The sequence below is a fragment of the Streptomyces sp. NBC_00094 genome (genome assembly GCF_026343125.1).
Lineage (GTDB): Bacteria > Actinomycetota > Actinomycetes > Streptomycetales > Streptomycetaceae > Streptomyces.
Genome location: NZ_JAPEMB010000001.1, coordinates 2,690,514 through 2,703,719, shown reverse-complemented (window position 1 = coordinate 2,703,719; position 13,206 = coordinate 2,690,514). Strand labels below are relative to the sequence as shown.

The window sequence follows — 13,206 nt, the reverse complement described above, 5'->3', positions numbered from 1 at the left end:
AGTTCTTCTTGTTCGCAGCGCAGAGCGCGAAGAACACGAGGGGCTATAGCTCAGTTGGTAGAGCGCCTGCATGGCATGCAGGAGGTCAGGAGTTCAATTCTCCTTAGCTCCACAGTCACCGGATCCCGTCCCCATCAGGGGGCGGGATTCGTCGTTTCCGCCCAGCGTCCGGATCGCGTGGCGGCTCTCCGCGTCGTTCGGCGTGTAGGTCACGATCCGGCACTCCGGCATCCCGTTGACGGAGAGGGAGACAGAGGTCATCCGGATCACGCCGACCGCGTCGTGACGGAAGGTCTTCACCCGGGTCCCCGGCGGGACGACGTCGCCGCTCCGCCAGAGCCGGGCGAAATCCGGACTGGCCTCCGCGAGGCGCCGCACGAACGCCTCCCAGGCCGGCTCGCCCACATGGCGGCCGTACGCGCCCCGCAGCTGCGCCACCATCAGCGGCAGCTCCTGCTCCCGGTCGGCCAGGGGGCAGGACGCCTCCGACGCGGTGAAGAGCGCCCACAGCACGTTCCGTATGCCGAACGGGCCCGTGTCCAGGCCGTTTCCGTCCCACAGGAAGAGCCGCTCGTAGGTGGTGTTGGTCGCGAGCACGTCGTACCGCGTGTTGTAGAGCACGGCCGGGTGCGGATCGAGGGCGTCGAGGATTCCCTGGATCTCCGGGCTGACGGCCTCGACGCCCGGGGCGGCCCGCTCCGGGGCGTACGGCACTTCGGCGAGGTGGTAGAGGTGCTCGCGCTCGGGCCGGTCGAGCCGGAGCGTGCGGGCGACGGCGTCGAGCACCTGCGCCGAGGCGTTGATCGGGCGGCCCTGCTCCAACCACGTGTACCAGGTCACACCGACGCCGGAGAGCTGGGCGACCTCCTCGCGGCGCAGTCCCGGCGTGCGGCGGCGGAACCCCGGCGGCATGCCCACGTCCTCCGGCGTCACCCGTGCCCTGCGGCTGCGCAGGAACGCGGCCAGCTCCGGCCGTCGGCGCGGCTGGGTCGGTACAGCTGCCAAAGTCGTCACACCCCCATGGTCGAGTCCCCGTGCCGCCGCTGCCAGGTGGTGTCAGTACCAGCATCAGCGGGCTCTCGTTACCCGTATCTGGTCGAGGTCACGCTCGGCGCATGACCTCGACCACAACACGTCCCGTACTCAGTAAAGACGGTGGCACCGACAATCGCCCCGGGCTGCTCCTCGGTGTGGTGCTCGCCGCCCAGTTCATGGCGCTGCTCGATGTCTTCATCGTCAACGTCGCCGCCCCCACCATCCGCGTCGAACTCGCCGCGTCCGGCGCCGCACTCCAACTCGTCGTCGCCGGATACACCGTCTCCTACGCGGTGCTGCTGATCACCGGGGCCCGGCTCGGCGACCTGATCGGCCACCGCCGGACGTACCTCGGCGGCCTCGCCCTCTTCACCACGGCGTCCCTCGCCTGCGGACTCGCCTCAGGAACCGGCCAGTTGATCGCCTTCCGGCTGGTCCAGGGCGCGGGCTCCGCCCTGATGATCCCGCAGGTCCTCAGCCTCATCCAGCGGAACTTCACCGGCGAGAACCGGGCCAGGGCGCTCGGCGCGTACTCCGCGGTCCTGGCCACCGGCGCCGCCGCGGGCCAGGTGGTCGGCGGCATCCTCGTCAGCGCCGACCTGTTCGGCACCGGATGGCGGCCGGTCTTCCTGGTCAACGTCCCGATCGGGCTCGCCCTGCTCGCCCTCGGCGCCCGGACCCTGCCCCGCGACGACCGCACAGGGCCCGGACGGACCCGCGCCCTGGACCTGCCGGGGCTGCTGCTCCTCGCGGCGGCCGTGTCCCTGCTGACCGTCCCCCTGGTCCTCGGGGAGGAGCAGGGCTGGCCGCTGTGGGCCTGGCTCTCGCTCGGCGGCTCCCTGCTGCTCCTCGCCGTGTTCGTCGCGTACGAGTCGGGGCTAGCCCGGCGCGGCGGCGCGCCGCTCATCGCCCCGCGCGTCCTGCGCGTTCCCGGTATGGGACGGGCCGTCCTCCGGATCGCCGTGGCCATGGGAGTCAACGCGGGCTTCCTGTTCACCCTCACCCTGCATCTGCAGGGAGGGCTGGGTCACAGCGCCCTGCGCGCCGGACTCACCTTCGGTCCCGCCGCCGTCGTCTTCGGGGTCGTCGGACTGACCTGGAGGCGCTGGCCGGCCCGCACGCAACGCGCGCTGATCCCCGGCGGATTCCTGCTCACGGCGGCCTCCGCGCTCGGCCTCGGCCTGTCCCTCGGGGGAGGCGGCGCGGGCGGCCCGGGGCTCTACCCGGCGCTGTGCGGGCTGGGCGCGGGCATCGCGCTGGCCTTCAGCCCCGCCCTGACCGGCGCGCTGGCCACCGTACGGCCCGAGGACGCGGCCGACGCCGGAGGGCTGCTCGCCACCGTCACCCAGCTCGGCCAGCTCGTCGGCGTCGCCGCCTTCGGCACGCTCTTCCTGGGCCGGCTGACGGGTCCCGGTGCGCAGGCCTCCGCCGACGCGCTGTGGGCGACCACCCTCGCCCTGGCCGCCGCGGCGCTCGTGGGCGCCGTGGCCGGGCCGTCGCGCCGAGCGCGCTGACCCCCTTGCGGGGCCATGGCAGAATCGGACGGCCGGAGGGGACGAGGATCCGGACGGGAGGGTGACCCAAGTGCTCGGCGACAACGGCAGGGTGTCCTATGGGTGCACGGCCTGCGGCCACAGCTGGAGCTGACTGATGGGTGCACACAGGCGGAAGTGCGACTGGTGTGGCAGCGGTACGCCCATCGTGCGCGACATGGACCCCGTCAACACCGAGTTCCAGTACTGGTGCGAGGAGTGCGCGCGGGCGCTGATCATAAAAGGCGACCCGATCGAGACGTACCGCGAGCTGGAGGGTGAGCCGATCTACGGCCGGCTCCTCGACGAGCACTGCACCCTCAAGCGGTTCTACTCCTTCGCCAGAGCCTGACGCCGCCGCGTCAGCACGTACCCCACGAGCAGCGCCGTCGCCGTCAGCGGGTACACCGCCGAGAGCAGCATCTGGCCCGCGTTCTGGTCCAGTTCCGGACGGCCCGGGTCGTGCGGCACCCACCACAGCGCGAACGAGGTGAAGGCCAGGGCCACCGCAGCCGTCACCGGCCACGCGCGCGTGGCGCGGTCCGCGAGCAGGATCAGCAGCGGTACGCACCAGACCCAGTGGTGGGACCACGAGATCGGGCTGATCATCAGCGCCGTGAACGCGCAGACGACCACGGCCACCGCCTTGTCGCCGCGCAACGCGGCCCGTACGGACACGACCATCGCCACGCCGCCCAGGACGGCAGCGGTCAGCAGCCACCAGACGCCCGGGGAGTCGGTGTGCATCAGGCGGGCCAGGACACCGCTGATGGACTGGTTGGCGGTCTCCTCGGCGAAGCCGACGCGGCCGGTCGCGAAGAGGGTCTCCGTCCAGAACTTCTTCGAGTCCGCCGGCAGGGCCAGCGCCACGGCCAGCGTCGTCGCCAGGAACACCCCGGTCGCCGTCACCCCGATGCGCAGCCACTGGTTCCACGTACGGTCCCGGCGCCACAGCAGCAGACCCGCGGCGAGCAGAAGGACCACGAAGAGGCCCGGTGTGAGCTTCACCGCGGTCGCGAGACCGATGCCCAGGCCGGCCCAGCGACTCCCCTCGCGGCGGGTGAGGTCCCAGAGCACCGCCACCGCTATGAGCAGGTTGATCTGGCCGTACCGCAGCGTCGTCCACACCGGCTCGCACCAGACCACGGCCGCGGCGACCAGCAGTGTCGTACGCCACAGGTTCGTCCGGGACAGCGACGGGCGGACGAGCTGGAGCGACAGCTGGACCAGGGCGACCACCAGGAGCAGGTTCCCCGCGGTGGTGAGCGTCCGCATCAGCGGGACGCCGACCAGGGTCAGCGGGACGAACAGCAGGGCCGCGAAGGGCGGATAGGTCATCGCGAGGTTCGCCGAGGTGGCGCGCATCGCGTAGAGGTCCCCGCCGGCCCGCAGCGTCTCGCCCTCGGCCCGGTAGACCATCACGTCGAGCATGTTCACGTGGGCGAGGCGTTGCGCCACCCAGAAGGCCGCGAACGAGAGCAGGCAGACCGCCGCGGCGGTGGCAAGGGGCCACGGCCGGGCGCGGGTTTTGGAGAGCACGGAAACGGACACAGTCGGCGACCCTACCGGGCAGGTCGGAGGGGGTCGGAGAATCGATTTGGTGATCTGCCGGGGAGCCGGTTAATGTTCTGTCTGTCGCCGGGAGGGAAACCGAAACGGAGACGGGAAAGCAAGGGGCTATAGCTCAGTTGGTAGAGCGCCTGCATGGCATGCAGGAGGTCAGGAGTTCAATTCTCCTTAGCTCCACAGAAAAAGAAGCGGGTCACCCGGATCGGGTGGCCCGCTTCTTCGTGTGCGCCCACACGTGTTCCCGCTGTGCCCGGGTGTGTTCTTCGTGTGCCCGCGCGTGGAACGCCGGTGCGGCTCGCGTGGGCCCTGCGGTACCCTGGCGCCATGCGTGCCGTACGCCTCCTGCTTACCGAGCCGCGCTGATCAGCACCGGCGCATGACGGTCGTCCCGATGACCGTCATCCCGTCGGAGTCGGCGCGGCTTCCCCTCCTGTGCGAGGGGCTTTTTCATTTCGCGGCAGTTCGGGGCAGTGGGCAGAGACGATCGATGGAGCTTCAAGGACCATGACCGAGATCAATACGGCCGCCGAGACGGCGGCCCCGCATCGCTACACGGCTGCCATGGCCGCCGACATCGAGGCACGCTGGCAGGACTTCTGGGACGCCGAGGGCACGTACGAGGCGCCGAACCCCTCCGGTGACCTGGCGGGCGACCCCGAGGTCGCCGCCCGGCCCAAGAAGTTCATCATGGACATGTTCCCGTACCCCTCGGGCGCGGGTCTCCACGTCGGCCACCCGCTGGGCTACATCGCCACGGACGTCTACGCCCGCCACGCGCGTATGACCGGCCACAACGTGCTGCACACCCTGGGCTTCGACGCCTTCGGCCTGCCGGCCGAGCAGTACGCCGTGCAGACGGGCACGCACCCGCGCGTGTCCACCGAGGCCAACATGGAGAACATGAAGGTCCAGCTGCGCCGGCTGGGCCTGGGCCACGACAAGCGCCGGTCGTTCGCCACGATCGACCCGGAGTACTACAAGTGGACGCAGTGGATCTTCCTGCAGATCTTCAACTCCTGGTACGACGACGAGGCCGGTAAGGCCCGTCCGATCGCCGAGCTGATCGCGCAGTTCGAGAACGGCACGCGTGAGGCCCCCGGCACGCGCGCGTGGAGCGAGCTGAGCGCCGCCGAGCGTTCCGACGTCCTGAGCGAGTACCGCCTGGCGTACGCCTCCGACGCGCCCGTCAACTGGTGTCCCGGCCTGGGCACGGTCCTGGCCAACGAGGAGGTCACCGCCGACGGCCGCTCCGAGCGCGGCAACTTCCCCGTCTTCAAGTCCAAGCTGCGCCAGTGGAACATGCGGATCACCGCCTACGCGGACCGCCTGCTGGACGACCTGGACGCGCTGGACTGGCCCGAGGCCATCAAGCTGCAGCAGCGCAACTGGATCGGTCGCTCCGAGGGCGCCCGGGTCGACTTCCAGGTCGGCGACAGCGGTGCGATCACCGTCTTCACCACCCGTCAGGACACGCTGTTCGGCGCCACCTACATGGTCCTGGCGCCGGAGCACGACCTGATCGAGAAGATCGTCCCGGCGGTCTGGCCCGAGGGCACCCACGACGTGTGGACCGGCGGTCACGCCATCCCGTCCGAGGCCGTCGACGCCTACCGCAAGCAGGCCGCTTCCAAGTCCGACGTCGAGCGGCAGGCCGAGGCCAAGGACAAGACCGGTGTCTTCACCGGCGCGTACGCGACCAACCCGGTCAGTGGCGAGCAGGTCCCGGTCTTCATCGCCGACTACGTCCTGATGGGCTACGGCACCGGCGCCATCATGGCCGTCCCCGCCCACGACGGCCGCGACTTCGCCTTCGCGCGCGCCTTCGAGCTGCCGATGCGCTGCGTCGTGGAGCCGTCGGACGACCGCGGCACGGATCCGTCGGTCTGGGACGACGCCTTCGCCTCGTACGAGGCGAAGCTGATCAACTCCGCCAACGACGAGATCTCGCTGGACGGCCTGGGTGTCGTCGACGCCAAGGAGAAGATCACCTCCTGGCTGGCCGACCGCGGCATCGGCGAGGGCACCGTCAACTTCCGGCTGCGCGACTGGCTGTTCAGCCGCCAGCGGTACTGGGGCGAGCCCTTCCCGATCGTCTACGACGAGGACGGCGTCGCGCACTCGCTGCCCGAGTCGATGCTGCCGCTGGAACTGCCCGAGGTCGAGGACTACTCGCCGCGCACGTTCGACCCGGACGACGCGGACACCCAGCCGGAGACCCCGCTGTCCCGCAACGAGGACTGGGTCAACGTCACCCTGGACCTGGGCGACGGCGCCGGTCCGCGGAGCTACCGCCGCGAGACCAACACCATGCCCAACTGGGCCGGCTCCTGCTGGTACGAGCTGCGTTACCTGGACCCGCGCAACGCCGAGAAGCTGGTCGACCCGGCCGTCGAGCAGTACTGGATGGGCCCGCGCGAGGGCATGCCGACCGGTGGCGTCGACCTGTACGTCGGCGGCGCCGAGCACGCCGTGCTGCACCTGCTGTACGCGCGCTTCTGGTCGAAGATGCTGTTCGACCTGGGGTACGTCTCCTCGGCCGAGCCGTTCCACAAGCTGTACAACCAGGGCATGATCCAGGCCTTCGTCTACCGGGACGCGCGCGGGATCGCCGTACCGGCCGCCGAGGTCGAGGAGCGGGACGGTGCCTTCTGGTACGAGGGCGAGAAGGTCAGCCGCGTCCTGGGCAAGATGGGCAAGTCCCTGAAGAACGCGGTGACGCCGGACGAGATCTGCTCCGAGTACGGCGCCGACACCCTGCGCCTGTACGAGATGGCGATGGGCCCGCTGGACGTCTCGCGTCCCTGGGACACCCGTGCCGTGGTCGGCCAGTACCGACTGCTGCAGCGCCTGTGGCGCAACATCGTCGACGAGTCGACCGGTGAGGTCACCGTCGTCGACGCGCCGGCCGACGAGGACACGCTGCGCGCCCTGCACAAGGCGATCGACGGTGTCGCGCAGGACATGGCGTCCATGCGCTTCAACACGGCCATCGCCAAGGTGACCGAGCTGAACAACCACCTGACGAAGACCGGTGGTGCGCTGTCCCGGCAGGTCGCCGAGCAGCTGGTGCTGCTGGTCGCCCCGCTGGCCCCGCACATCGCCGAGGAGCTGTGGCGCAGGCTGGGTCACAGCGAATCGGTCGTCCACCAGGGCTTCCCGGTCGCCGACCCGGCGTACGTCGTCGACGAGACCGTGACCTGCGTCGTGCAGATCAAGGGCAAGGTCAAGGCCCGTCTGGAGGTCTCCCCGTCGATCACCGACGCGGAGCTGGAGACGCTGGCGCTGGCCGACCCGCACGTGGTCGGCGCGCTGGGCGGCGCGGAGATCCGCAAGGTGATCGTCCGCGCGCCGAAGCTGGTCAACATCGTCGCCGGCTGACGGCTGACGTCTGACGTCTGACGGAGGTATGGGGGCTTTCCCCTACGGGCAGGTTGGGGGTTCCGATGGAACCCCTGGCCTGCCCGTTCCGTTTACCGTGGAGGAACCACATACGTGGGGACTCGACGGATGCCGGAGGGGCGGACATGGAAGCCGCGATTATCACGATCATGGCGCTGCTCTTCTTCGCCTTCGTGGCGCTCGGCGTCTACACCACCGTGAAGGTGGCGAAGGCGGCCAAGCGCGGGGTCGACCGCACTCTGGACCAGGCACGACGCACGGTCGAGGACACCACGCTGAGGGCCAAGAGCTTCGGCCAGGCCGGGGTCGCCGGCGAGCTGGCCCGGCTCCGGCTCTCGCTGCGCACCTCGATGCGGGCCACGCAGGAGGCGCTGCAGGCGGGGGTCGGCGAGGACGCCTCGCTGAAGGAGTCGCTCGACCTGTTCCACCGGCTCAGCGCGCACGGGCGCGAACTCGACGAGGACCTCAAGCGGCTGGAGCGGGAGCCCGACCGGGCATGGGTGTCCGGACAGCTCACCGAGCTCACGCGGCGGACGGAGCAGATCACGGGTTCGGCCGACGCGCTGCGCCGGGCCGCCCGGGACCGGGCCCTGAAGTTCGCCGAGGACGACCTGTCCTCGCTGAGCGCCCAGATCGACGTGGAGGCGGGCGCCCTGCGCCACTGGGACGCGCCGGAGACGGCAGCGGGGTCGGGGACGCCGGGGGCCGCTTCCGGCCGGGCCGAGACGGGCACGGCGGAGGGATGGGGAAGCCCTGTCGGGCCCACCGCTCCGGGCGCCGGAGACGAGCCGCCCGCGATCACGGCACGTGATCCCCGGCGCACCGCCTATCCGTGGGAGAAGTCGACCCGCCCGGAGACCACCACCTGACGGTACGGCGTCGCGGGGCGTCGGGAGGGGCGCGAGGGGCGTAGGTGAGCCTCCGTCGGGGGGCCGGGCTGCCGAGCCGTGGCTCCGGCGGGTAACCTCCCGCTCATGTCCCGGCATGTCGCGATCGTCACCGATTCCACGGCTTACCTGCCACGCCAGACGATGGAGCGGCACGCCATCACCACGGTCCCGCTGACCGTCGTCATCGGCGACCGCGCTCTGGAGGAGGGCACCGAGATCTCGGCTCGGTCCCTCGCCGAGGCGTTGCAGAAACGGCGCCCCGTCACGACCTCGCGGCCGAGCCCCGAGACCTTCGCCGCCGCCTACCGCGCGGCCGCGGAGGCGGGGGCGCGAGGCATCGTCTCGCTCCATCTGTCCGCCGAGGTCTCCGGGACCTACGACGCCGCCGTCCTGGCGGCCAAGGACGCCCCCGTGCCGGTGCGGGTCGTGGACACCCGCATGGTCGGCATGGCGCTGGGCTTCTGCGCCCTGGCCGCCGCGGAGATCGCCGAGGCCGGCGGCTCGCTCGACGAGGTGGTCGCGGCTGCCGAGAAGCGCGTCGCGGGAACCTCCGCCTACTTCTACGTCGACACCCTCGACTACCTGCGCCGGGGCGGGCGCATCGGCGCGGCGCAGGCGCTGCTCGGCTCCGCGCTCGCGGTGAAGCCGCTCCTCGAGCTCGACGGCGGGAGGATCGAGCTACGGGAGAAGGTGCGGACCGCCTCGAAGGCCATCGCCCGCCTGGAGGAGATCGCCGTGGAGCGGGCCGGCTCCGGCGCCGTCGACATCGCCGTGCACCACCTCTCCGCACCGGAGCGGGCCGCCGTGCTGGCGGACCGGCTCAGGGAACGGATCCCGGGCATCGAGGAACTCCAGGTCAGCGAGGTGGGCGCGGTCATCGGCGCCCACACGGGCCCCGGACTCCTCGCGGTCGTCGTCTCGCCGCGCTGAGCATGCCTCGACTCGACTCGACTCGGCTCGACCTGACCTGAATCGCCTCGCCCCGGCCCTCGCCGTTCCGCCCAGCCCTGGCCCGCGCCGTCCCGTGGCGCACTCGTGAGAGTGACGGAGTTATCCACAACGGGAGGCCTGTCCACGGGAATTCGGTGAGTCCCGCACGGGGCGGTCGTGATCTCTACCGTCACGAGCATGGCTCTTCGTACAGACAGCGCAGCGATCACCACCGGACTCGCGGGCAGGCCCGGGGCTCCGACGAGCGGACCCGGCCGGGCGCCGGGCTCGGACGGGCGTAGTCGCCCGGCGGGACGCGGCTCGCCTCCTGGGCGGGCCGGGAGGCGGGTCAGGGTGCGCCGGGCCGCAGAGGCGCCCGGGGCCGCCGTCGTGCGGCAGCGGGGGGACGCGCTGTTCCCGGGGGTGGTGCCGGTGGTGCCGCCGGTGCCGTCGGCAGGGCCTGAGGTCGCTGCGGGGCCCGAGGCAGCGGTGCGGGATTCCTCGATCGGGGCGCCGGCGCGGTTCGCGGCGGTGCTGCGCGAGCGGACTCCGCTGTGGGTGCAGACGCGGTGCGGTCTCGAACCGCGGGCGCTGGCCGCGCTGACGGTGGTCCTGCTCGTGGCCGTGGGCCTCGCGGGCGGGTACTTCTGGACGGGGCGGTCGGAGCAGGTGCGTGCCCCCGAGATCGTCCGTGCCGCCGCTGTGGCGTCCGCCCCCGTGCCCCCACCCGGCACGGCCCCGGGAGCCGGTCCGGTGGCGGGTGGGACGAAGGTGGTCGTCGATGTGGGCGGCAAGGTGCGCAGGCCCGGGGTGTTGACCCTGCCGGCGGGTGCACGGGTGGCGGACGCTCTGCGCGCCGCCGGTGGGGCGAAGCCCGGAGCCGATCTCACCGGGATCAACCGGGCCCGCGTCCTCATGGACGGTGAACAGGTCCTGGTCGGGCTGCCGGGGGTGCCGGTCGGCGGCTCCGGGACCGGGGCAGGTGGGCCGGGGGCGCCGTTGAGCCTCAACGCGGCCACCGTGGAGCAGCTCGACACGCTGCCCGGCGTCGGTCCGGTCCTGGCTCAGCACATCGTCGACCATCGCACGGAGCACGGTGGCTTCCGGGCGGTGGACGAGCTGAGGGAGGTCAACGGCATCGGCGAGCGACGGTTCGCCGACCTCGAACCGCTGGTCCGGCCGTGAACCGGGGCGCGGTGACGGACGAGGAGCGGGAGGAGCGGGAGGAGCGGGAGGAGCGGGAGGAGCGGGGGGAGAGGGGCGCGGGGGCTTCGCGCGGAGAGGGGCCGGTCGATCTGCGGCTCGTGCCGCTCGCGCTGGCGGCCTGGGCGGCCGCGGCCTGTGCGGTCGGCGTCACCGGGTGGTGGACGATCGCCGGTGTCGCGGTCTGCCTGGTGGGGGCGGTGATCCTGCTGACGCCGGCCCTGGCCCGGCGTATCGCGGACGCTCGTGGGGCGCGCAGGGCTCGTGGGTCCCGTGAGGTCGGGGGCTCGGGCGGCGGCGGGCCGGGGGCGGTGCCGGGCGCTCCGGTGACCGCCGGGTGGCGGTTACGGGCGACCGCGTGGGCGGGAGTCCTGCTCTGCGCCGCGGTCGGGGCGGCCTCGGCGGGGCTGCACGCGGCGGACCTGCGACGCGGTCCCGTGCCGGGCCTGGCGCGGGAGTACGGCCGGGCGCAGCTGGAGGTCACCGTCACCTCCGATCCGCGGCTGACCCGGCCCCGGGTGCGGGGCAACGCGATGGCGCCGGTCTCGGTCCTCCTGGACGGCGAGGTGACCCGGGTCGAGCGGTCGGACGGCGCGGTCCACCGGACGCGGGCGCCGGTGCTGCTGGTCGTGCCGCCGGGGGAGGGGCGGGAGGAGTGGCTGCGGCTCCTTCCCTCGACCCGGCTGCGGGTCGAGGCCCGGCTCGCGCCGCCACTGCGCCCGGGTGAACCGTTCGCCGCGGTGGCGAAGGCCGACGGAGCGGGTCCGCCGCGGATCGTCGGTCCGCCGAGCGCTCCGCAGCGTACGGCGGGAGAGCTGCGGGCCGGGCTGCGGAGGGCCACCGAGGGGCTCGCACCGGACGCGCGGGCCCTGTTGCCGGGGCTGGTCGTGGGAGACACCTCCCGGATCGGGCCCGAGCTGCGGGACGCCTTCGAAGCCACGGACCTCACTCACCTCCTTGCGGTCTCCGGAAGCAACCTCGGCGTCGTCCTGCTGCTGCTCATCGGCCGCCCCGGGAGGGCGCACCAAGTGGAGCGGGGTGGGCTCGCTCCGCGGCTCGGGCTGTCGTTGCGGGTGACGGCCGTGGCCGGGGGAGTGCTGACACTGGCCTTCGTGGTCGTGTGCCGGCCGGATCCGAGCGTGTTGCGCGCCGCCGCCTGTGGGCTCGTCGTGCTGCTCGCGATCGGTACCGGGCGTCGGAGATCGCTGATCCCCGCGCTGGCCGCCGCCGTCCTGATCCTCGTGCTCTACGACCCCTGGCTGGCGCGGAGTTACGGGTTCCTGCTCTCGGTCCTGGCCACCGGGGCGCTCCTCACGATCGCCCCGCGGTGGAGCGAGGCGCTGCGGCGACGCCGGGTGCCGGGGCGGCTCGCGGAGGCGCTGGCGGCTTCCCTCGCGGCGCAGGCGGTGTGCGCGCCGGTCGTGGTGGTCTTCGCCGCCCGGGTGAGTCTGGTCGCGATTCCGGCGAACCTCTTCGCCGAACTGGCGGTCGCGCCCGCGACGGTGCTCGGATTCGCCGCGCTCGCCCTGGCGCAGGTGTGGGAGCCGGCCGCGGCGGGTGTCGCGTGGGCGGCGGGGTGGCCCGCCGGGTGGATCGCGGGGGTCGCCCGCGCGGGTGGGGAGCTGCCCGGGGCGCAGCTGGCCTGGCCCGGTGGGTGGTGGGGCGGGCTGGTCCTCGCGCTGGTCACGGGGCTCGTGCTGCTCGGGGCGCGCAGGCTGCCGTACCGGGGGTGGCTCGGCGCGTTCGTCGCGGCGGTGCTCTTCCTGGTGGTCGTGCGGCCGGTGCCGGTGGCCCGGTGGGTCACCGGGTGGCCGCCGCCGGGTTGGGTGTTCGCGATGTGCCAGGTGGGGCAGGGGGACGCGACGGTGCTGGCGGCGGGTGGTGACGCGGCCGTCGTGGTGGACGCCGGCCCCGACCCCGTACCGGTGGACCGTTGTCTTCGGGAACTCGGGGTGCGGCGGGTGCCGTTGCTGGTCCTCACCCACTTCCATGCCGATCACGTGGCCGGGCTGACCGGGGTGCTGCGGGGGCGGTCCGTGGGGGCGATCCAGACCACGGGGCTCGAAGAGCCGCCCGCTCAAGCCGCGTTCGTGCGGCGGACGGCGGCCGCCGCGGGGGTGCCGCTGGTTCGGGCCGGGCGCGGGGAGCAGCGGAGGATCGGGGCGTTGGAGTGGTGGGTGCTCTGGCCGTCGGTGGGTGCCGGGGTGTCGGGCGGTGGGGCGAACGACTCCAGTGTCACCCTTCTCGTCCGTGCCGCGGGAGGGCTGAGTCTGCTGCTCCTGGGTGACCTCGAACCACCGGCTCAACGCGGGCTTCTGCGGAGCAGTCCGGGGCTCGGACCGGTGGACGTCCTCAAGGTCGCCCACCATGGCTCAGCGCATCAGGATCCGGGGCTGATACGGGCGGTGCGGCCGCGGCTCGCGCTCGTGTCCGCGGGGCGCGACAACCCGTACGGGCATCCTTCGCCCCGGACGGTGGAGGCCTTGCTGGCCGGTGGGGCGCGGGTGCTGCGGACCGACCGGGACGGGGCGATCGCGGTGGTGGGGGCGGGGCGCGGGTTGGTGGCCGTAGCGAGGGGAGGCGAGGTGCAGGGACGGGAGGTGTTCCGATGAGAGAAGTCCTTGTAAAGAAATCTTTCTAAAGATACC

9 protein-coding genes and 2 tRNA genes are annotated in these 13,206 nt (G+C 72.5%); 9 read left to right on the top strand and 2 right to left on the bottom strand.

Annotated features, from left to right (window positions below; all coding sequences use genetic code 11):
- Window positions 1-39 precede the first annotated feature (39 nt).
- Window positions 40-112 (top strand) — tRNA-Ala (locus OG580_RS11640).
- Here OG580_RS11640 and OG580_RS11635 read toward each other — a convergent pair.
- Complete coding sequence (locus OG580_RS11635; protein WP_267043589.1) at window positions 94-1,014, bottom strand: helix-turn-helix transcriptional regulator; 921 nt, start codon at window positions 1,012-1,014, stop codon at window positions 94-96. The two genes, OG580_RS11640 and OG580_RS11635, sit on opposite strands and share 19 nt — an antisense overlap.
- Before the next feature lie 101 nt (window positions 1,015-1,115).
- Between OG580_RS11635 and OG580_RS11630 the strand changes: the two genes are divergently transcribed.
- On the top strand, window positions 1,116-2,549 hold the full coding sequence (locus tag OG580_RS11630) for an MFS transporter (protein WP_267043588.1): 1,434 nt from the start codon (window positions 1,116-1,118) through the stop codon (window positions 2,547-2,549).
- Between the two features lie 136 nt (window positions 2,550-2,685).
- A complete protein-coding gene (locus tag OG580_RS11625) occupies window positions 2,686-2,919 on the top strand; it encodes a hypothetical protein (protein WP_267043587.1) in 234 nt (77 codons plus the stop codon).
- Here OG580_RS11625 and OG580_RS11620 read toward each other — a convergent pair.
- Window positions 2,898-4,118 (bottom strand): glycosyltransferase 87 family protein, encoded by a 1,221-nt coding sequence (locus OG580_RS11620; RefSeq protein ID WP_267043586.1) that lies wholly within the window; start codon window positions 4,116-4,118, stop codon window positions 2,898-2,900. The genes OG580_RS11625 and OG580_RS11620 overlap by 22 nt on opposite strands.
- A 122-nt stretch (window positions 4,119-4,240) precedes the next feature.
- Here OG580_RS11620 and OG580_RS11615 point away from each other — a divergent pair.
- The 6 genes from OG580_RS11615 (at window position 4,241) to OG580_RS11590 (ending at window position 13,170) form a co-directional block, all read left to right on the top strand.
- A tRNA-Ala gene (locus OG580_RS11615) sits at window positions 4,241-4,313 on the top strand.
- A 327-nt stretch (window positions 4,314-4,640) separates the two neighbouring features.
- Window positions 4,641-7,514, top strand: coding sequence for a leucine--tRNA ligase (gene leuS, locus OG580_RS11610; RefSeq protein WP_267043585.1), 2,874 nt, complete (start codon window positions 4,641-4,643; stop codon window positions 7,512-7,514).
- A 146-nt stretch (window positions 7,515-7,660) separates the two neighbouring features.
- Window positions 7,661-8,404: a hypothetical protein gene (locus OG580_RS11605; RefSeq protein WP_267043584.1), complete on the top strand. Its 744-nt coding sequence runs from the start codon at window positions 7,661-7,663 to the stop codon at window positions 8,402-8,404.
- 105 nt (window positions 8,405-8,509) lie between these two features.
- Window positions 8,510-9,355 (top strand): DegV family protein, encoded by an 846-nt coding sequence (locus tag OG580_RS11600; protein WP_267043583.1) that lies wholly within the window; start codon window positions 8,510-8,512, stop codon window positions 9,353-9,355.
- A 354-nt stretch (window positions 9,356-9,709) separates the two neighbouring features.
- Window positions 9,710-10,540 carry a ComEA family DNA-binding protein gene (locus OG580_RS11595; RefSeq protein ID WP_267043582.1) on the top strand — a complete coding sequence of 277 codons (831 nt, stop codon included), beginning with the start codon at window positions 9,710-9,712 and terminating at the stop codon, window positions 10,538-10,540.
- 110 nt (window positions 10,541-10,650) lie between these two features.
- A complete protein-coding gene (locus OG580_RS11590) occupies window positions 10,651-13,170 on the top strand; it encodes a ComEC/Rec2 family competence protein (protein WP_267047973.1) in 2,520 nt (839 codons plus the stop codon).
- Window positions 13,171-13,206 lie beyond the last annotated feature (36 nt).

What these genes read in the sequence shown, in the direction of transcription:
- OG580_RS11605 (WP_267043584.1), top strand. Translation starts at nt 7,661, where the DNA reads ATGGAAGCCGCGATTATCACGATCATGGCGCTGCTCTTCTTCGCCTTC.
- OG580_RS11630 (WP_267043588.1), top strand. Translation starts at nt 1,116, where the DNA reads ATGACCTCGACCACAACACGTCCCGTACTCAGTAAAGACGGTGGCACC.
- OG580_RS11600 (WP_267043583.1), top strand. Translation starts at nt 8,510, where the DNA reads ATGTCCCGGCATGTCGCGATCGTCACCGATTCCACGGCTTACCTGCCA.
- leuS (WP_267043585.1), top strand. Translation starts at nt 4,641, where the DNA reads ATGACCGAGATCAATACGGCCGCCGAGACGGCGGCCCCGCATCGCTAC.
- OG580_RS11625 (WP_267043587.1), top strand. Translation starts at nt 2,686, where the DNA reads ATGGGTGCACACAGGCGGAAGTGCGACTGGTGTGGCAGCGGTACGCCC.